Origin of the sequence: Sporosarcina sp. Marseille-Q4063 (assembly GCF_018309085.1) — a bacterium.
Classification (GTDB): Bacteria; Bacillota; Bacilli; order Bacillales_A; family Planococcaceae; genus Sporosarcina.
Map to the genome: position 1 here is coordinate 3,204,503 of NZ_CP070502.1, position 19,756 is coordinate 3,224,258.

Genomic DNA, 19,756 nt, shown 5'->3' on the forward strand with positions numbered 1-19,756 from the left:
AAATGCTTGTTAGGGGTAATCAGAGCAAGGCTAACCAAATTATTACAGATAAAATTAACATGATTAGAAAATCGGATAGCGAGGATAAAATTCGTGTTGAATTATATAGTATAATTACTTTTATGATTCTATCTACAGAAATTTTCCCTAAAAATATTGATATCAAAAGGTTTTTAATAGATAAGGATGATATATTTAAAGAATTTAGACCGTATTTATATGCTAGTCGAACGATTTTATTGGCTAGAATTTTAAGGGTTATTAGTTCGAAAGAAAAAAGGTTTCTATACAATTTTTCATTGGATTTAAAAAGTAAACTTGATGAGTTTTCCGAATCGGAAAACTCAGGAAAACTAATTGTTGGGAAGAGCTCGGAAAGGTCACGAAAATCGAAAAATTATACTGATTCTTTATTTGAAAGGTTTAAACGAGAGGAATGATTTAATGTTCAATCCAGAGTTTGAAAAATATAAATCTTTTATCGAACAATACTATCCAGAATCTGGTGTAATAAGTAATCCTGTTATAAGAGAAATTTATAACTCTGTTAACAAAAGTATAAATTTCATGAAGATGATTAAGAACATAGATAGTACAATTAATAGTGAACGAAAAAAGTTGTATAACGACTTCAATTTAATTCATTTAAGGGTTTTGTATCATTTACCTTCGAATGATGTGTTTATCAATAATATCCTAGTAAGACTAACATCTGAAAATATCTTAAGATTAGCTGTGTCTTTTATCAATCCGCAAAGCGATTCAATTTCGAATATGACTTATTCACAAATGATAGAAGAATTGAAACAAAAAGGTTTCCCACAACGATATCCAGACTTATATAATAATATTACAAATTATTTTGGAAGATACTCTAAAGATGTTCACGGGGAAACTATACATAGGTATTCAGAAAATGATTTATTAATGATGATTCGTAAAAAGAAAGATGTGAAGAGCCTAGCTAGTCTATCAAAAGTTTATGAAAATATTGTCGATGATATTGTTCCATTCTTTTTAAAGGAATTATCAACGGAAAAGACCAAGATAGAAACCCCTGTGTTGAGTCAAATGTATACAATATTAGGTGAAGATATATATAATCAATTTTTTTAAGGTAAGGATTAATTCATCCTCGAAATTGGGTTTAGGTAGTGACTTAGTACAACAGCGAATAAGAGGTTTATTAATTTGAAAAGTGCATAGGTGGAGGGCAAGGTTGTATCCATTAATTAGTTTGATGCCATGTACATCACCAAACTGCTTAGCTTGCGGAGAATAGTCACTAGTCGTGATTAAATAGGCACCTTGGGCATTGCGTGTCACGATATTTGAATGTAGCACCGCTGGTGGATCAAAACTGATTTGATTCTCCGGTTTGTAGCATTTTACTTGAACTAAATAAACATCGCGGTTGGGAAGGGTGTGTAGGATATCAACCCCGTAGTCACCTGACGCTTGAGTGACCTTTGCCCTTCCACTAAGCACATCCTGCATAATATCATCAACAAGTGTCCCGAAAATTTAGTTCTCAATCTTAAGTGGGGGACCTTTTCCTTTTTTATTCTGCTCCTGCTTATCCTCATCCCTAAATCGATGATAAATTCCCAGCGAAAACGTCTCAAACAGTAAAGACCTGGTTTTAATAAGTGAACTGGCAACCAAAAATACACGATTATCTAGATGCCAGTTTACTTTTTTATTCAAAATCCAATTTATAATCACCAGCCTTGATCAACTTCAGGTTTCTGGAAAATATATAAATCAGTCCGAGATTCAGTACAATCGGCAAGATTAAAAACGTGCTGAGCATGATGGATATATTTTTCTGTGACCAACCGCCCTCTGCTAGATTTATATAATTCAAAGGTCCGACCAAACCGGATAAGCCAAATCCTGCACTGTAAGGGGTGCCTTGAATATTTAATACGCCGGCCAATCCTCCGAGCACTGCTGCCGTGATCAGCATAGGTAAGGCGATATTAGGTTTCATCAAAAAGTTTTTCATTTGAATTTTAGGAGAACCGAGTACATGCGCCAAAGCAGTGCCGAGGGAGTTCGCTTTGTAGCTGGCGATGGCTAATCCTACGCCTGCAGCTACAATCCCTAAATTCGCTGCACCGGCTCCCACCCCTGATAGCATGATGACAGTTGCAACACCTACAGTAGAAATAGGAAGTAATATGATAGTGCAGAAAATCACGGCAATGATTGCACCCATTAGGACTGGTTGCAATGAAGTCACATTTGAAATTGCGACCCCAATGATACCCGTTGAATGTTTCATGTAAGGAAGTATCGTATAACCAATCATACCGGGAACTAATATACTTAATGTAGGCAACACTAGAATGGAATAAGCTTCTAATTTATCGCCGAGCAACTGAACGAATAAAACAGCTAAGGCAGCTGTAATTCCTGTATTAAGAACGATCCCGATCCCGTTAAGCGCGAATAATCCATCGGCTGTTTTCTGAACAGCTCCACTTCCGACCATAGCGGCAATCCCTACACTTGCTGTTTGAATGGGCGTCAGTTTAAATGTAATCCCCACCATCACCCCAATTAGTACAGGCAACAGGCTCATAACAAATACAGTGATATCAAAAACATGCTGAAGTGCAGGAAAATAAGGAATCAATAATTTAAGAATCTCTCCCATTAATGCATTAGGAATTAATGCAACAACAATCCCGATACTCATTCCATTAAGTAACTTACCAACAAAATCCTTCATTCCACATAACCCCTATCATGTTGTAATTCGAATAACTATAGGCAATATTACGAAAATAGTCAATGTTAGTTTATGCTTAGTGGGGCGGGTACAAAGTGTTAGTTACCACAGTCTGAAGGGCGCCCTTGAATGATACCCTTGAAAGGTACCTGTGCGAGAAACTATTCGAACAATACACTACAATTGCATAAATTGAAAAGGGGATCTCGACTGTATAAGGCTTTGTCGATATCCCTTTGGTTATTTATCCAATGTGGTGAATTGTCATAATTGCACCGTGCACAGGTACCTTTTATGGCAGTTGGATTAAATTTAAATAGGGAATTAACTCCGTTATAAATCATGCATAAAAGCAGGCATATTAAAGGGATTATTGCACTTTTGTCGAAAGGTATCAAAGAAGGGTGGAGTTAAGTGGATAGAAAGGTAGAAATAATATTTTCTTAGCCAAAAACCATGTTACTTTTAGGTATAAGGGAGATTGGCATCGTGCGGTTATGAAACGTACCGAGATTGGAGAAATTAAAGATTTGGTTCCTATAGGAGATCATAGTATTTTTACTCAAACTGAAAAGAACGAAATCATTAAGGCAGTCGACCCGATAGATTCGAGAAAAAGAATAGACAATATGTTTGCTTCAAAATAAATTGGTATGGAATTTCACCAGCATTCACTACCGCCTATTATTTATGCCCGCAATGGAAACGCATACTTTTCCATGGATTTCAGGTAACCTGCAATACACTGCAATTACATAAAAATAGGGATGCCGACAATATAATAATACTTTGTCGATATCCCTTTTTATTGTCCGAAGTCATGAATTGTCATAATTGCACCATCTAAGATACTTTCTTAAATTGCATTCTACTTGGTGTCAATTAGACATCGCGGTCTGGTAGGGTGTGACGATATCAATGATGAACCGCTTAACCATTCCTTTGCTTCCCCACAAAGCACATTAGTTTATTCTTTCTTCATCACTCAATCCACTAATATTAAATGCCTCTTCTTTATTATCATACCTTGCTAGAAAAATTACTTTCTGATTAACTACTTTAAAAACAGTATATACAATAGCCTGACCTTTTATTGTGTCATCATCATTTAACCATGTTCCATCTTGCTCTAATACAATGAAGTGATCTTTCGCATATTGGTTAGTGGTAGCTAATTTTAAATTAGCACGCTCTAACCATTCCCCTAATTCTTGGTGATTTATGACTCCTATGCCTTTAGGTCCAATTAATTCTAACTTAGAATCGGTCAATTTTGATAATCCTTCTATATCTTTTTGATTAGACAACTCAATCCATGATTCAGCTGTTTCAATTGTTTCAACGGTTATTTGATTCATGTCATCGTCTCCTTTTTCTTTATTATATATGAATTTTAGGTACCGAATTTCAGGTACCTGTGCGAGAAACTATTCGAACAATACACTACAATTGCATAAAGTGAAATGGGATATCGACTATACAACACTTTGTCGATAGTTTTTTGGCTTTTTATGCAAGTTCTCGAATTGTCATAATTGCATCTTGCACAGGTACCTTCAAGAACCCCAATTTATTATTGTGATAATCATCACATTCATTATTCTTCATTGAATTATACTGGTAGTAGACGTATTTTAGGTACCTAAGATATCGCGGAAGGTTTCACTTCACGGTGCGTTGATAAACAGTTCACACAATATACAAATTTCAGGTACCTGTGCAAGAAACTATTCGAACAATACACTACAATTGCATAAAGTGAAAAGCGATGACGACTATATAAGGCTTTATCGATATCCTTTTGGCTATTTATACAAGTTCGGGAATAGTCATAATTGCACCTTGCACAGGTACCTTTAAAGGGTACCTTTAAAGAGATAGTGGGAGGTCTAACTTCACGGTGTCTTGACAACCAGTTCACACAATATACAAAGACTTACCGGTATTGAAATCAAATCTAACGTATAATGGGTATTGGGTTAGTTCTTGGCCAAATTGGTAATACATGGTTCTTTTTTTTTAGTCTATTATTGAGAATGATTTTCAATAAGGATTAAAAAGTATTTACATAGTTCTCGTTGTTGATTGATGAACGAGGAGGGGAGGGTTTCCATTTAGGACAGCAATTTCCTAGAAGGCTTACTTTTTGACGTACTATGTAAGACTGCTAGACCTTTTTATCACGACGACTATATTATTAGGAGGAAATAAGAATGAAGAACAAATTTTCATTTTTAATGACGTTCGCAGTTATATTTTTAGTTACCATCCTTGTTGCTTCACCAGTGTCTGCTCAGATTGCAGATGGTACATATAAGGTGAATTATGAAATGAAAGAAGCGGGCAGTGCGAACACATCTATTGCTGATGGTTACTTTACAAAGCCTGCGACATTAATCGTTGAAAACGGCGTTCAATATATCCAGTTAACGGTAACTGGCAGCAATTATATCAAATCACTTTCAACACCAGCAGGATCTGTTTCAATTGTTAGCGAGAATAAAGCGAACCAGACTAGAGTCGTGAAGTTTAAAGTGAGTGGTGATTTATCTAAACCTTTAAATATGAACATGCATATTGTCGTTCCGGATATGTACGATATGACACATACTGCTCGTGCGGTATTTAATGTGAGCGGATTACCGCAAGCTTCTTCAACTGTAGAACAAAAAGCAGAAAAAAGCGGCGTTGAAACGAACAGCGATGCAGCAGCGAACACAGTAGAGAACCCAAAAACAGGGGATGACTCTCCTATTGGAATGTACGTGCTATTAATGCTTGGATCCGCAATTGCTTTATTCGCAATTCGGAAGTTTGGACCTGTACGTAACTAATTTAGAGAATCCAAAGGAGAGAAAAAGATGCGAAACAAATGGATCTTGCCGATATTAATGATGTTACTTGCACTGCCTTTCTTTAGTAGTGCAGTTTTTGCGGAAGAAACTGTTGTGTATGAAGATGGCGAATATGATGTTCTGTTAGAAGTAAAACATGCAACTGAAGATAAATTATCTACAGCTGGTGGTTACTTAACAAACCCAAAAGTAATTGTTAAAGATGGTAATATCACCTATGTCCAATTAGAACTTACAAGTAGTAGCATGATAAAATCATTGAAAGTTCCAAGTGGTGAAGTTGATTTAATTAGTGAAGATTTAGAAGAAAATACAAGAGTTGTCGGTTTTAAAGTAGAAGGCGACTTAACAGAGCCCGTTCAAATGAAAATGCATGTTGTTGTTCCGCCAAGTTTGATGCCTCCTAATGGTTATGATACAACGCATACGGTCCGTGCTTTCTTTGATGTAAGTAAAGTGCCTACAAAAGCAGGAGTAGTAGTGGAAGAAGAACCAACCAAACCTGAAGAAAAACCTACTGAGCCTGAAGAAGAGGACAAGCAAGCAGACCTCTCTAACCTAAAAGATGGCTATTATACTGTAAATGTTAGCTATTTAAGAGATGATAATGATGATGCATCAACGATGGGCAACTATTTAGAGGGTAAATTATTTTTAGCTATCTCCAAAGGAAAAGCTGAAGTAACTGCAACCGTTAAAAAAGATGGCACAGTCACTTTATTACAACTTAATGGAAAGAATGCTGTAGAAAAGAAAGTTGAAGGAGAAAAGCGTCACGAATCTTTTGAGTTTGATCAATTACAATCTCAGTTAAATGCATATGTTGAATATCAAGCACCAATGGGACCTGGAAAAATGCATTATGGGAAAGCCAATTTCCGTATTGTATTAAATGAGGATAGTATTACTGTAACAGATGCCTCTAATAAACCGGGCGCTAATGTAGAAGCGCCTGGAGATAATGATGAGCCAGAAGAAATTGAAAAACCAGGTGATACTGAAGTTCCAGGTGAAAAGGACACGCAAAAACCAGGAGATACAGATAAGTCTGATGAAAATCCTGCAGTCGAAGACAATAAAGACAACAATGAACCACAGACTCCTGAAAAGAAAAATCAATTAAAACCAGACAAAGCATATGAAATTGGTTTTGTCATTAAGCACGAGACAGAAGATAAAGCTTCATCAGCAAATTCATTCTTTAAAGGACCGGCTATTTTATTGGAAAAAGACGGTGAGCGATATATTCAGATTACGGTAACAGGTAAAGAGTATATTGACTGGCTAAAGAATAAATTTGGTGAAATGGTTGTAGTTAAAGAAGATAAAGATTCAATTGTTTATCAATTTAAATTAGACGGCGCTTTGCCTGAAGCGATTCTGTTAGATATGCAAATCACAGTTCCAGGATTTTATGATGGGAGAGTTCACAAGGCACGTCTTTTCCTTGACGAAAGTTCCTTGAAAGAAGTCGATGCTAACAAGTACACTCTAGTTGCTTCGAACAATGAAAATGGTCCGAAAGTTCCGGGTGCACCAGTTAAGAAAGATTCGTTGGAAGAGAAAGAAACAGTAATAGCACCACCAACAAAAACAAATAATAACGATCCAACAATAGAAAAACCAAAACTTGATTCCAAAGAAAAGAATGGATCAACGAACGAAACAAAAGTAACAGGACAGGAAAAGAACCCACAAACGGGAGATACGACAAACATTCTTCTATATGTTGTCCTATTAATTGGTTCTGCAATTCCATTAGCAGTTATGGCTAAAAGACGTTTCGCTAATGTTGCATAAATAAATTCATATTTCACGAGAGTCTTACTGTTTATTCCAAGCAGTAAGACTCTATGTTTTATAAATGCGTTTTTGGAAAAATCAGATTCGAAATAACTTAACAAGAGGTGTATAAGTTTTGAAACATAAATTAAGTTTTTTCCTCATGATCGTTCTTCTCATCGTTTTAGCAGGTTGCGGCGCTGGTGACAAATCCACTGCAGCTAAAAAACAATCCTCAACAGATAGCCAGCAAGAAAATTCAGAAGTAGTGGATGCGACTGAAAATGAAAATTTACTCGAAACGGATGGTCAAATTATCTCAACGACTGTTGCGATTACAGAAATTATGGACCAGTTGGAATTAGAACTTATCGGTATTCCAACAACCTATAAAGGGTTGCCGGAGCGATATGAAGGATTACCGGAAGTCGGGTTGGCCATGGATCCAGATATGGAATTAATTAAATCCTTGAAACCGACAGATGTTTTAACAGTGACAACACTAACGTCATATGTCGAAGAAACGTTTACGAAAACGGATACGCCAGCGACCTATCTTGATTTTGGCAGTGTAGAAGGTATGTATGAAGGTATTCAGTATCTCGGCGAAAAATACAATCGCGAGGAACATGCAGAAAAAATGGTGAAAGCATTTGAAGAGAAACTGTCTGTAATAGAAGCGAAAATTGATGGACAAGAATCTCCGAAAGTTCTAATTTTACTTGGTGTTCCGGGCAGTTATTTAGTAGCTACAGAAGAGTCTTATGTAGGCGATCTTGTTAGACGGGCTGGCGGGATAAATGCGATGACGGAAACGGGTGTGGAATACATCTCAGCGAACACGGAAAAATTGCAGCAAGCCGATGCGGATATTATTCTCCGTATGGCTCACGGAATGCCAAAAGAAGTCGTCGAGATGTTTGATAAGGAATTTAAACAGAATACGATTTGGAAACATTTTAAGGCAGTGCAAAATGACCGCGTATATGATTTAGAAGAAGAACTTTTTGGAACGACCGCAAATCTGGCTGCTGCGGAAGCATTAGAAGTGTTAGTTGAAATCCTTTATTCAGAATAGGTAGGATGATGGGTTGCGAAAGAGGTTTTCACGATGTATAAAAAGATCATTAGCTTTGTAGTTGTCATAGGTTTGTTGCTAGTTGTCACGATTTATTCGATGAAGACTGGGAGCATCGCGATGACGACGGGAGAATTGGTAAAAGGACTTTTTTCAGGCGCGAATGAAAATGTAGAAATTATTAAAGATTTACGTTTTCCAAGGATTGTCATTGCACTCTTTGCTGGAGCCGCTTTATCGGTCTCAGGTGTGCTATTGCAAGCTGTCATGCGTAATCCGCTTGCTGAACCGGGGATTATCGGTGTGTCTTCTGGCGCTGGATTTATGTCTATGATTATGATTACATTTTTTCCGACGTTATTTTTCTACACGCCACTATTTTCCTTTGTTGGCGGGGCGGTTGCCTTTTTACTTGTCTATTTATTCTCCTGGAAATCAGGACTCAATCCGCTCAGAATGATTTTAATTGGTGTTGCGATTAACGCGGTGTTTACAGGGTTAAGTGAATTGATTAGTGCGCAAAATGCGGGCAGTATGATGTCGGGAATTTCGGTTACGTCTTCCACACTAACGATGAAGACATGGGAAGATGTGCAAGTGATTGTTTTGTATGGTTCCATCGGACTGATTCTTAGTATGCTTGTGTATGCATGGTGTAACCATTTGGGGTTACGGGATAAGACATTGAAAAATCTTGGTTTTCAAGTGAATCGAGCACGATTCATCATTTCTATCATTGCTGTTTTACTTGCATCCATCGCCACTGCTGTCGCGGGGATGTTTACATTTGTTGGCCTGCTTATCCCGCATATTGGGCGAGCGCTTGTCGGCAATGACCATAAATTGCTTATTCCGTTTTCAGCGCTTGCGGGGGCTTTATTAATTTTATCGGCAGATACATTGGGAAGAACGCTTTTCTCTCCAATTGAAATTCCGGCGTCTATCATTATGGCTGTTATTGGCGGACCATTCCTCATATTCTTGCTTAGAAAGAGTGATCGTATTTATGGAAATTAATAATATATCTTTTTGCTATCAAGATAAAGTTATGCGTCTGCAAGATGTAGAGGCGAGTATCCATAAAGGCCAAATCACAACGATACTTGGGCCGAATGGTTCCGGGAAGTCGACACTGCTTGGGGTGCTCACGAATAATCTTCAGCCGCAAGCCGGGCAAGTCATCCTCGATGGGAAAGCGATCAATACATACAAACCGAAAGAACTTGCGAAAAAATTAGGCGTTGTTCATCAACAAAACAGTGCACCGGCTGATATGACTGTGGAAAAATTGGTCTATTACGGGCGCCTGCCCTATAGAAATACGTTCTCTGGTCAGTCTGATAAGGACGAACAAATGGTGAATTGGGCGATTGAATGTACGGGTCTATCTGAAAAACGACATGATGCAATTGATACATTGTCCGGCGGCCAGCAGCAACGTGTTTGGATTGCGATGGCGCTTGCCCAAGATACGCCATTTTTATTTTTAGATGAACCGACATCTAACTTAGATATTTATTACCAATATGAGATTCTGGAGCTTGTGAAACAATTATGTGAAGAACACGGCTTGACGATTGTGATGGTTTTGCATGATATTAATCAAGCGATACAATATAGCCATCACATTATTGCGATGAAACAAGGAAAAGTAATGAAAAAGGGCGATCCGAAACAGATTGTTACAAAACAATTAATGCAAGAAGTTTACGGTGTGAATGTCGTTGTGAAACATGATGAAGATGTTGGAATGTATATTGTACCGGTTGGAATTTGAGTGATTGTACTACCTGGAGGGAAATGTTTATGAGTGCGAAGATGAGGAAAACTTTATCGATTATGCTCACCTGGTTATGTTTAGGTGTGTTTACGTATGCGGCATATGGTTTGATTGCCACGGCGATAGATTACAATAAAAACCGAAAAGTGTTAAACAATCTCCAGGAAACATTCTACAATGCGGATAATTCGGTCATAGAGGGTGAGTCTAATTCGATTCGTTCCGGATTTGATAGGTTGTTAAAAGAAAATGATGAACTTGTCGGTTGGATTACGGTTGAAGGGACTCAAATTGATTATCCTATTTTAAAAGCAGACAATAATGTTGATTATTTAAATAGGAATTTTTATAAAGAGAAGAACATTGCGGGTAGCATTTTTATGGATTTTCGGAACAACGTGCAAGATCCTGGTTTAAACACGATTGTCTACGGCCATCGGGTCAAGGATGGTTCTATGTTCGAGCAATTAACAAAGTATCAGGATAAGGACTTTTTCATGAACCATCAAACGTTCGAATTTGACACGTTATATGATAGTTATGAAGCACAGATTTTTGCTGTGTACATTACAAAGACAGACTTTGATTATATACAAACTGATTTTGCTAATGACGCGGAGTATGAACAGCTGCTGACAGGAATTCGAGAGAAATCTATGTATGAAACAGACATAGAAGTAAATTCAGATGATCACATTCTTACGTTATCCACATGTGATTACGAATTAGATCCCGATCACGGAAGGTTAGTCGTTCAGGCGAAATTGGTGAAGAAGGGGTAACGGTGGTTTTTTGGAGGATGGTATTTTAGGTGTTTTTTAGGTATCCTTTTAAGTGTTCTTTTTAGGTACCTGTGCAAGAAACTATTCCAACAATACACTACAATTGCATAAGTTGAAAAATGGATGCCGACAATACGCACTTTGTCGGTATCCTTTTGTTTATTTAACCGACTTTGTGAATTGTCATAAATGCACCTTGCAAAGGTACCTTTAATTTTATAAAAAACACTTGTATTAATATACACGTTTTGTTATAATTATAATATGTTATTAATTGTGGGAGGTCGTATATATGGAGAGAAAAAATATACTTATTATAGGTGCTGCGGGAAGGGATTTTCATAATTTTAATACATATTATCGAAATAAAGAGGCGTATAATGTTGTTGCTTTTACGGCAACGCAAATTCCTGATATAGATGGACGTAAATATCCAAATGAATTGGCTGGTGAACTATATCCAGAAGGGATTCCGATTTATTCGCAAGATCAATTGGAAGAGTTGATAGAAGTGTTAGACGTGGATGAATGCGTTTTGTCTTATAGTGATATCAGATATGAAGATGTGATGAGCCTGAGTGCGGTTGTGAATGCTGCGGGTGCGAACTTCACGCTGCTAGGGTCTAAGAGCACGATGATCAAAAGTAATAAACCTGTCATTTCTGTTTGCGCTGTACGAACTGGGACGGGTAAAAGTCAAACGTCTCGAAAAATTATCGAAACATTGCTTGAGCATGATATAAAAGTTGTTGCGGTTAGACATCCGATGCCTTATGGCGATTTAAATGCACAGCGTGTTCAGCGTTTTGCGACGGTAGAGGATTTAAAGAAACATAATTGTACGATTGAAGAGATGGAAGAGTATGAGCCGCATGTAACGCGTGGAAATATTATTTATGCGGGTGTTGATTATGCAGATATATTGGCGGCGGCTGAAAATGATCCAGATGGTTGTGATGTGATTTTATGGGACGGCGGAAATAATGATTTCTCTTTCTACGAGCCCGATTTAGCTGTGAATGTCTTGGATCCACATCGCCCGGGTCATGAGTTGTTATATTATCCTGGTGAAGTTTGTTTAAGAACAGCGGATGTGAATATCATTAACAAAATTGATAGTGCGTCAGCAGAAGCGATTCAAATCGTAGAGAATAATATTAAACACGCGAGTCCAAACAGCATCATTATTAAGGCTGAGTCAACGATTACGGTCGATCGCCCAGAGTTGATTGTTGGAAAACGTGTGCTTGTCGTGGAAGACGGCCCGACGTTGACGCATGGCGAGATGAATATTGGCGCGGGTATTGTTGCGGCTGAGCGTTTGGGTGCGAAAGAAATCATTGATGCACGCCCATTTGCTGTGGGTTCGTTAATCGATACCTTTGAAAAATACCAACACATTGGAAACGTTCTTCCCGCAATGGGGTACGGCGAGCAACAATTGAAAGACCTCGAAGAAACCATTAATAATGCAGACTGTGATGCAGTCATTATTGGAACACCGATGGATTTATCTCGAGTCATTTCGATTAATAAACCATACACACGTGTTCACTATGAATTAGACGAAGTCAGTACACCGACTTTAAGTGATGTTTTGAAAGATTTTATTCAGGAATATAAACTAGTTGATAAAACAACAATCAAATAAATGAATAGCAGGAAGTTAACCCGATTAGCTGTGGGTTAGCTTCCTGTTTTTTATGTGTTTTATATAGGTACTTCGGTTTTATTACAGAAAAATAGGTACCTGTGCAAGACACTATTCGAACAATACACTACAATTGCATAAAGTAAAAAGGGATACTGTCTCTAGAAAGCTTTGTCGATATCCCCTTGATTATTTATTCAAAGTAGTAAATAGTCATAATTGTATCGTGCACAGGTACCTCTTATAATGGGTACCTCTTATAAAATGAAAGCTTATAAGTTTTCATCTGCAGCTTTGATCATTTCTTCAATCATCGTGCTGGCGTTTTCAGCTGCTGTTTTGACGAAGTCTTCATACTTTACATCGGCCTGGCCGCTAGCATCGTCCGAGATTGCACGAATAATAACAAATGGCACTTCATTCAAGTGTGCGACATGAGCAATCGCCGCGCCTTCCATTTCTACAGCATACGGAGAAAAGTTTTCTGAAATCCATTCTTTTTGTTCCGCACTTGCAATAAATTGATCGCCGCTTGCGATTCTTCCTTGTACTACATTGATATCCTCGTTTAATCCTTCTGTTGCTGATTGTGCGAGTTGAATTAGCTTTTCATCCGCCGTAAAATAACTTGTATCCATGCGAGCAATCACGCCTGGCTTTTCACCAAATGCAGTGATATCGAAATCATGTTGGACGGCGTCTGTAGAAATGACGATATCTCCAATGGTTACATCCGGGGTTAGCCCTCCTGCAACGCCTGAATTTATGAGGTAGTCAACGCCGAAATGATCTACCAGCGCTTGAGTACAGGCGGCCGCATTCACTTTTCCGACGCCTGATTGAACCAAGACAATGTTTTCCCCGTCTAATGTACCTTTATAAAACTCCATTCCAGCTATCGTTTCAGTGCTTTCTATTTCTATTTTATCGCGAAGGATTTCGACTTCTTCTATCATAGCTCCAATAATGCCGATAACCCGTTTATCCGATTGTTCGGTATTTGTTTTTTCTTCTGGTTGTTCCGTTGAACCTTCTTTTTTAATAGAACAGCCTATTAACATGAAAGCTGCGATCATGATGATTGTAAAGAATTTAAGATTGATTTTGTTGTTCATAGATGTAAATTCCTCCTAATTGGATAAAAAGACGAACGTTTATTTACCTTCACCAATTAACGTTCGTTATTACTTGGTAAGTATATAACGGATAATAAAATGATGCAACCCATTTCTAAGATAAAATTCCAGGTACCTGTGCAAGACACTATTCAGTTAATACACTACAATTGCATAAAAAGAAAAAGGGATATCGACATATAAACACTTTGTCGATATCTTTTTGGTTTTTTATTCATAGTCGTGAATTGTCATAATTGCACCTTGCACAGGTACCTTCAAGGTACCTTTAATCTTTCTCCACCTTGCAAATTTCCCGCTACAGGTTACAAACCTAATATTATTGAATATATTTGGATAATAACGGCAATCATTGGTATGAAGCGATAAACAGTGTTGTTAGGAGGAGTAGGAAGTGGCAGATAAACCGACAGATGTGAACGAGAAAAAAGATATGAGTCGCCGTACGTTTCTAAAGAATTCCGGACTAGTTGCTGGGGGGGTAGTTGGTGGTTCCTTGTTTGGCGGCTTGCTGACGAACCAGTTTCAAAAGACGCCGGAAACTCAAAATACTAATGAAAATACAAGTGGTGGTTTACAGGAAGCGCGCGTATTTATCAATCGTGCAGAAGACTTTGCTATTTTATCGGCCGCCACGGAACGAATTTTTCCGAAAGATGATTTGGGTCCGGGGGCTATTGAACTAGGCGTACCTTTCTTTATTGACAAGCAATTAAACAGTGAGTGGGGGACGAATTCGAAGGAATATATGAAGGGGCCATTCGTTACGAACATTCAATCGACAGGTAATCATAATAACACCAAAGAGCAAGATAAAGGGGGACCGAATGCGGAAACCCAAGTGCCTACTCCTACACCGCGGTACCAATCGATATTGAACCGGGGTGAGATTTTCACAGTTGGACTACGAAAAATAGATGAAGTGTCACAGAAGGATTTTGGTGGAAGGTTTGTTGACTTAGAGCCAGACATGCAAGATGAAGTGCTGCGCATGTTTGATGAGGATAAAGTCGAGATGAAAGGTATAGGATCTGCGAACTTTTTCCACTTACTTCAACAGACGACGATTGAAGGCGTGTATGCTGATCCGGTCTACGGCGGCAATAAAGATATGATGGGATGGCGGATGAAAGAATATCCGGGTCCACGGATGAGTTATCTGGATAAAATTGAGGAAGAGGAATTTATTAAAATGGAACCAGAAAGCCTGCGGGATTATCAAGGTCATTAAGAGGAGGTAAAAAAGATGGTTGTTAAATTAGATAAAGTGGACGTAGTTGTTGTTGGTACAGGTTGGGCAGGTGGCGTTGTCTCAGCTGAACTCTCGAAAGCTGGCTATAAAGTGATAGCGCTGGAACGCGGAAAAAATATAACTAGGTCAGATTACATAGGGGTGAAAGATGAGCTGCGTTATACGAATCGCTATGAGATGATGCAAAATCTGGCTTTTGAAACAATTACTTCCCGCAATTATATAGATGAAACCGCATTACCGGTTAGAACGCGTCAGGAAGTGATGGTTGGCACAGATTTAGGTGGTGGGAGTGTCCATTGGGCCGGCGCCACTTACCGTTGGAAGCCATATGATTTTGAGATTAGAAGCAAAACCATTGAGCGTTATGGGAAGGAAAAAATCCCTGGCGATATGACGATACAGGACTGGGGAATCACATATGACGAGATGGAAAAGTATTATGATCAATGGGAAAAAACGGCAGGGATTTCAGGCGAGCCGGATCCTATAGGTGACGAACGTTCGAGTGATTATCCGAACCCGCCTATGAAGAGCTCGCCGGCGGTTAATCTTTTTATGGAAACTACTGAAAAGATGGGGTACCACCCATACCGGGTTGCTGCGGGTAATTTATCACAAACCTATACAAATCCAGACGGTGAAACGCTGAATCAGTGTATGTTTTGTTCATTCTGCACGCAATACGGATGTGATTTTGGCGCGAAATCAGATCCACTTGTGACGGTAATTCCGACGGCTGAAAAGACTGGAAATTTTGAAGCGCGAACAGGCGCTTATGTCAGGCGTGTCTTGTACAAAGACGGCAAAGCGACGGGTGTCCTCTATTCCGATACGATGACCGGCGAAGAATTCGAACAACCCGCGGATGTAGTGGTATTAGCCGCATTCACATTTGCGAATAATCGTTTATTGCTGTTATCGGAAATCGGACAGCCATATGATCCGAAAACGAAAAAAGGTGTCATTGGAAGAAACTTCAACGGGCAATTCGGTATTACTTTTCTTGGTGCAAGAGGGTTTTTTAAAGACAAGAAATTTAATTATTATATGGGTGCGGGCGCGCTAGGCGGGACGATGAGTGATTTTGCTGGAGATAATTTCGATCATTCGAATTTAGATTTTATTAACGGTGGTGGAATTGAATTAAGGCAATACGGCGACGGGGCCATTGCGACTAATCATGTTCCGAGCGGCACGCCGGGATGGGGTCCAGAGTTTAAGAAGAACTCGATTTATTATTCGAATCGCTCACTCAATATATGGTATACGATGGCAACCATGTCTTATTGGCATAACTTTGTAGATTTGGATCCAACGTACACGGATAGTTTCAATGACCCGCTACTGCGCATTACTTATAAATATACCGACCAAGACCGCCATATGGCGAAGTTTGGTATAGAGAAGTGCACAGAAATCATGGAAGAGATGGGTGCCGACATTGTGGATGCGGATGAGATTCCAGACGAGTTCGACCATATCTATGACGGCGGACATTACGCGGGCGGCGTCATTATGGGGGCAGACCCGGAAACGTCTGCAGTGAATAACTATCTACAAATGTGGGACGTCGATAACCTCTTCGTGGTAGGCGGATCCGCTTTCCCGCAATTCGCAGGCCATCACCCAACCGCAACAATCGGCGCATTGGGATACCGCGCATCTGAGGGGATAATAAAATACCTCAAAAACGGTGGGCAGCTTGTAGAAGCGGAAAAGAAGAGTAGCGTGGTTTAAACCTTTTGATGGGTTCGTTTTTAGGTGCTTTTTCAGGTGCTTTTTTTAGGTACCTGTGCAAGACACTATTCTGTTTATACACTACAATTGCATAAAATGAAAAAGGGATATCGACTATATAACACTTAGTCGATATCCTTTTGGTTTTTTATCCGAAGTGGTGAATTGTTATAATTGCACCTTGCACAGGTACCTTCTTGATGTGTGGTGCCTATTTTTGTGTGGGTATCTTTTGTGTATCATTATTTGCTTTTGTATCGGATGCCTCTTTTAATATCTTTGATTAGTTGTTCATTCTTGATAAGTTCTGTTTGGGCTTGTTCGAGTGATACTTTTTTGAATTGCATGGTGGCTGTTGGTTGTAGCTGGGCCAAGTTGGATAAGTCTGCTGAGATGACTTGTCCGATTTTGGGGTAGCCGCCTGTTGTTTGGCGATCGGCCATTAAGATTATTGGCTGTCCGTTTGTAGGGACTTGGATGGTTCCGTATGTGACGCCTTCGGAGAGTAATTCAAATTCTTCTATTAGAGTAAGCGGTGTTGTGCCTTCTAGTCGATAGCCCATTCGATCGGCTTGTTTTGTGATTGTAAAGGTTTCGGTGAAAAGTAATTGTTGGCTTGGTTTATCGAATCGATTGAATTCAGTTCCTTCTAGGACCCGTATCGTTTGTGTTTGTTGTAAGTTAAGCAGTGGTTGGTAATTAACGGACCATGTAAAATGCTGTCGCCTGGCTTTTAATTCGTAAAAAAATGATTGACCTAACGGACTCATTTCCCCGCAATTGAAGGTATCTCCTTTTTGTAAAGCCCTTCCTTGAAATCCGCCGATTCCTGCACGAAGGTAAGTACTTTTGCTGCCCATTGCTGGTGGAATTTCAATGCCGCCCGCGAAAGCGATATAGGACCGTGCGCCTTTTGTTCCGGATTTGAATGTTAAGGTGGATCCGTTTCGAACAAGGATAGGGCGCCACATAGGTGCTTTTTCGCCGTCAAGGCTTGCTGCTAAATCTCCACCGGTTATAGCAATTAACTGGTCTTTTTCAAATTGAAGCGACGTCCCAAATAAAGTGACCTCAATCGCACCTTCTCCTTCTTCATTTCCAACCAATAAATTTGCAATTCTAAGTGAATAACTATCCATGGCGCCGCTCACAATGACGCCGTACTTTTGCGCGCCGTATCGACCCAGGTCTTGGATAGTTGTTAACAGACCGGCATGAAGAACTGTAACTGTCATATTTTCAACTCCTTGGCAGAAACGGGCACAAATCGAATTTTATCCCCAGCTTCTAGCAATGTTGGCGGGGACATATCAGGCAAAAATAAATCTAAAGGTGTGCGCCCGATGATTTGCCAACCGCCCGGGGTTTCTAAAGGATAGACACCTGTTTGTTTGCCCGCGATGCCAACTGATCCAGAGGGAATGGCGAGCCGGGGCGTTTCTTTTCGCGGTGTTGCAATTCGTTCATCCATGCCGCCTAGGAAAGGGAAGCCTGGTGCAAACCCAATCATATAGACCAAGTATTCATTTTTTGAATGAATTTGAATGACTTTTTCAATGGACAGGTCATTGGATTTTGCAACATACTCCAAATCAGGCCCGAATTCGCCTCCGTATACGACGGGAAGCTCCACGATTCTATTTTTCGAAAGTTGTTTGTCACCGATTAGTGGGGAGAGTTTTTCAATATAAGTGCATACTTGTTGGAATGGCGTTAAGGCTTGATTTGTATGTGAAAGATAGACCCTATGCGGGTTATAATAAATAGTAAGGCTATTATAAGCCGGAACAGCCTCTACGAATCCATCAAAAGGATGCTTTTCTAATAATCGTGTTAGATTGCTTACGTTTTCATGAATTTCTGGGCAAATTCCTTCGCCGAGTTGGACAATGAGTGCGGAATCGCCTAAAGGTTTAATCCTCGTTTTTATTGTGAGTTGACTCATTATCATTCAAAACCTCCTAAAGTTACGAAATTCGGTCCTTATTTATAGTATAGTATTTTTGAATTAAAAAACAAATGCGAAAAATTTAAAGTGACGGTATTTTATTGAACCGAATAACTACTATTCAAACAAAATATTCTATGTTAGAATCAGTCTACATTTCAAAACAGGAGTTTCATAATTCGGAGTCATCTTAATTACAAACGGTTATTGAATCATTAGAATGGCATCGGAGGAGAAAAATAATGTTTAAAGTAGATTTGAATTGTGATTTGGGAGAAAGTTTTGGACGCTATAAACTCAGGGAGCAGGAAGGCATATTGACAGATGTGACCTCGGCCAATATCGCCTGCGGTTTTCACGCGGGAGATCCAACGGTCATGCGGGAAACCGTTAAGCTGGCTATCGACAATGGTGTAAAGATTGGAGCACATCCGGGTCTGCCTGATTTAAATGGATTTGGCCGTCGCGATATGGCGATTACCGCACAAGAAGGCTACGATATGGTCGTTTATCAAATTGGCGCGCTGCAAGGATTCTTATATCGCTATAACGAAACGATGCAACATGTGAAACCGCATGGCGCTTTATACCAAATGGCTTCGAAAGATCGTGAACTTGCGGAAGCCATTGCACAGGCGGTTTACGATGTATCGCCTTCATTGGTTTTATTCGGATTAGCTGGAAGTGAATTGACAAAAGCGGGCGAAAAGATTGGCTTACGAACAGCTCATGAAGTGTTCGCGGATCGTACGTATCAAGCTGATGGCTCGTTGACGTCGCGTTCGCAGGACGATGCTTTGATTACAGATAAAAAATTGGCTGTGGAACAAGTCTTCAAAATGGTCTCGGAAGGTAAAGTATTATCACAACAAAACACGGAAGTTTCCCTCAGGGCCGATACGGTTTGTATCCACGGAGACGGCGCGCATGCGCTTGACTTTGCCAGGTATATTAGAGAAACGCTAGAAAATAATCATATTAGATTTGCATCAATTTGCAAGTGAGAAAGACGTCA

General features: G+C 39.4%; 18 protein-coding genes. 12 read left to right on the forward strand and 6 right to left on the reverse strand.

Annotated features, from left to right (window positions below):
* Window positions 1–2 precede the first annotated feature (2 nt).
* Together JSQ81_RS16365 and JSQ81_RS16370 are read left to right on the forward strand one after the other, a co-directional pair.
* Complete coding sequence (locus tag JSQ81_RS16365) at window positions 3–440, forward strand: hypothetical protein (RefSeq protein WP_212605074.1); 438 nt, start codon at window positions 3–5, stop codon at window positions 438–440.
* 4 nt (window positions 441–444) lie between these two features.
* Complete coding sequence (locus tag JSQ81_RS16370) at window positions 445–1,116, forward strand: hypothetical protein (RefSeq protein ID WP_212605075.1); 672 nt, start codon at window positions 445–447, stop codon at window positions 1,114–1,116.
* On the opposite strand, the gene JSQ81_RS20245 is transcribed toward JSQ81_RS16370, so the two are convergent.
* The 3 genes from JSQ81_RS20245 to JSQ81_RS16385 all read right to left on the reverse strand — a co-directional run bounded on the left by JSQ81_RS20245 (window position 1,084) and on the right by JSQ81_RS16385 (window position 4,095).
* Window positions 1,084–1,524 carry a restriction endonuclease gene (locus JSQ81_RS20245; RefSeq protein WP_371812552.1) on the reverse strand — a complete coding sequence of 147 codons (441 nt, stop codon included), beginning with the start codon at window positions 1,522–1,524 and terminating at the stop codon, window positions 1,084–1,086. The genes JSQ81_RS16370 and JSQ81_RS20245 overlap by 33 nt on opposite strands.
* Before the next feature lie 175 nt (window positions 1,525–1,699).
* Complete coding sequence (locus tag JSQ81_RS16380) at window positions 1,700–2,737, reverse strand: PTS sugar transporter subunit IIC (RefSeq protein ID WP_212605077.1); 1,038 nt, start codon at window positions 2,735–2,737, stop codon at window positions 1,700–1,702.
* A gap of 962 nt (window positions 2,738–3,699) precedes the next feature.
* On the reverse strand, window positions 3,700–4,095 hold the full coding sequence (locus JSQ81_RS16385; protein WP_212605078.1) for a hypothetical protein: 396 nt from the start codon (window positions 4,093–4,095) through the stop codon (window positions 3,700–3,702).
* A gap of 855 nt (window positions 4,096–4,950) precedes the next feature.
* Between JSQ81_RS16385 and JSQ81_RS16390 the strand changes: the two genes are divergently transcribed.
* The 7 genes from JSQ81_RS16390 (at window position 4,951) to JSQ81_RS16420 (ending at window position 12,665) form a co-directional block, all read left to right on the forward strand.
* Window positions 4,951–5,571 (forward strand): NEAT domain-containing protein, encoded by a 621-nt coding sequence (locus JSQ81_RS16390; protein WP_212607703.1) that lies wholly within the window; start codon window positions 4,951–4,953, stop codon window positions 5,569–5,571.
* Window positions 5,572–5,598: 27 nt separating this feature from the next.
* Window positions 5,599–7,392 (forward strand): NEAT domain-containing protein, encoded by a 1,794-nt coding sequence (locus JSQ81_RS16395; RefSeq protein WP_212605079.1) that lies wholly within the window; start codon window positions 5,599–5,601, stop codon window positions 7,390–7,392.
* Between the two features lie 118 nt (window positions 7,393–7,510).
* Entirely contained in the window at window positions 7,511–8,452 is a 942-nt protein-coding gene (isdE, locus tag JSQ81_RS16400) for a heme ABC transporter substrate-binding protein IsdE (protein ID WP_256437716.1), read from the forward strand.
* Between the two features lie 33 nt (window positions 8,453–8,485).
* Window positions 8,486–9,469, forward strand: a complete 984-nt coding sequence (locus JSQ81_RS16405; protein ID WP_212605080.1) for a FecCD family ABC transporter permease — start codon at window positions 8,486–8,488, stop codon at window positions 9,467–9,469.
* Entirely contained in the window at window positions 9,459–10,229 is a 771-nt protein-coding gene (locus JSQ81_RS16410) for an ABC transporter ATP-binding protein (protein WP_212605081.1), read from the forward strand. Before JSQ81_RS16405 ends, JSQ81_RS16410 begins: the two co-directional genes overlap by 11 nt.
* A gap of 29 nt (window positions 10,230–10,258) precedes the next feature.
* Complete coding sequence (gene srtB, locus JSQ81_RS16415) at window positions 10,259–11,014, forward strand: class B sortase (protein WP_249336561.1); 756 nt, start codon at window positions 10,259–10,261, stop codon at window positions 11,012–11,014.
* 292 nt (window positions 11,015–11,306) lie between these two features.
* The gene (locus JSQ81_RS16420; protein ID WP_212605082.1) at window positions 11,307–12,665 is read left to right on the forward strand and encodes a cyclic 2,3-diphosphoglycerate synthase; all 1,359 of its coding nucleotides are present in this window, start codon (window positions 11,307–11,309) and stop codon (window positions 12,663–12,665) included.
* Between the two features lie 272 nt (window positions 12,666–12,937).
* Here the strand turns inward: JSQ81_RS16420 and JSQ81_RS16425 are convergent, their stop codons facing one another.
* The gene (locus JSQ81_RS16425) at window positions 12,938–13,780 is read right to left on the reverse strand and encodes a 5'-methylthioadenosine/adenosylhomocysteine nucleosidase (protein ID WP_212605083.1); all 843 of its coding nucleotides are present in this window, start codon (window positions 13,778–13,780) and stop codon (window positions 12,938–12,940) included.
* Between the two features lie 415 nt (window positions 13,781–14,195).
* Here JSQ81_RS16425 and JSQ81_RS16430 point away from each other — a divergent pair, with 415 nt between their 5' ends.
* Both JSQ81_RS16430 and JSQ81_RS16435 read left to right on the forward strand, forming a co-directional pair.
* The gene (locus tag JSQ81_RS16430; RefSeq protein WP_249336562.1) at window positions 14,196–15,032 is read left to right on the forward strand and encodes a gluconate 2-dehydrogenase subunit 3 family protein; all 837 of its coding nucleotides are present in this window, start codon (window positions 14,196–14,198) and stop codon (window positions 15,030–15,032) included.
* Between the two features lie 15 nt (window positions 15,033–15,047).
* Window positions 15,048–16,793: a GMC family oxidoreductase gene (locus tag JSQ81_RS16435; protein WP_212605084.1), complete on the forward strand. Its 1,746-nt coding sequence runs from the start codon at window positions 15,048–15,050 to the stop codon at window positions 16,791–16,793.
* 242 nt (window positions 16,794–17,035) lie between these two features.
* Here the strand turns inward: JSQ81_RS16435 and JSQ81_RS16440 are convergent, their stop codons facing one another.
* On the reverse strand, window positions 17,036–18,028 hold the full coding sequence (locus JSQ81_RS16440) for a 5-oxoprolinase subunit C family protein (RefSeq protein WP_212605085.1): 993 nt from the start codon (window positions 18,026–18,028) through the stop codon (window positions 17,036–17,038).
* On the reverse strand, window positions 18,025–18,738 hold the full coding sequence (pxpB, locus tag JSQ81_RS16445) for a 5-oxoprolinase subunit PxpB (RefSeq protein ID WP_212607707.1): 714 nt from the start codon (window positions 18,736–18,738) through the stop codon (window positions 18,025–18,027). Before pxpB ends, JSQ81_RS16440 begins: the two co-directional genes overlap by 4 nt.
* 245 nt (window positions 18,739–18,983) lie before the next feature.
* On the opposite strand from pxpB, the gene JSQ81_RS16450 reads away from it, so the two are divergent.
* Complete coding sequence (locus tag JSQ81_RS16450; protein WP_212605086.1) at window positions 18,984–19,745, forward strand: LamB/YcsF family protein; 762 nt, start codon at window positions 18,984–18,986, stop codon at window positions 19,743–19,745.
* Window positions 19,746–19,756: the final 11 nt, after the last annotated feature.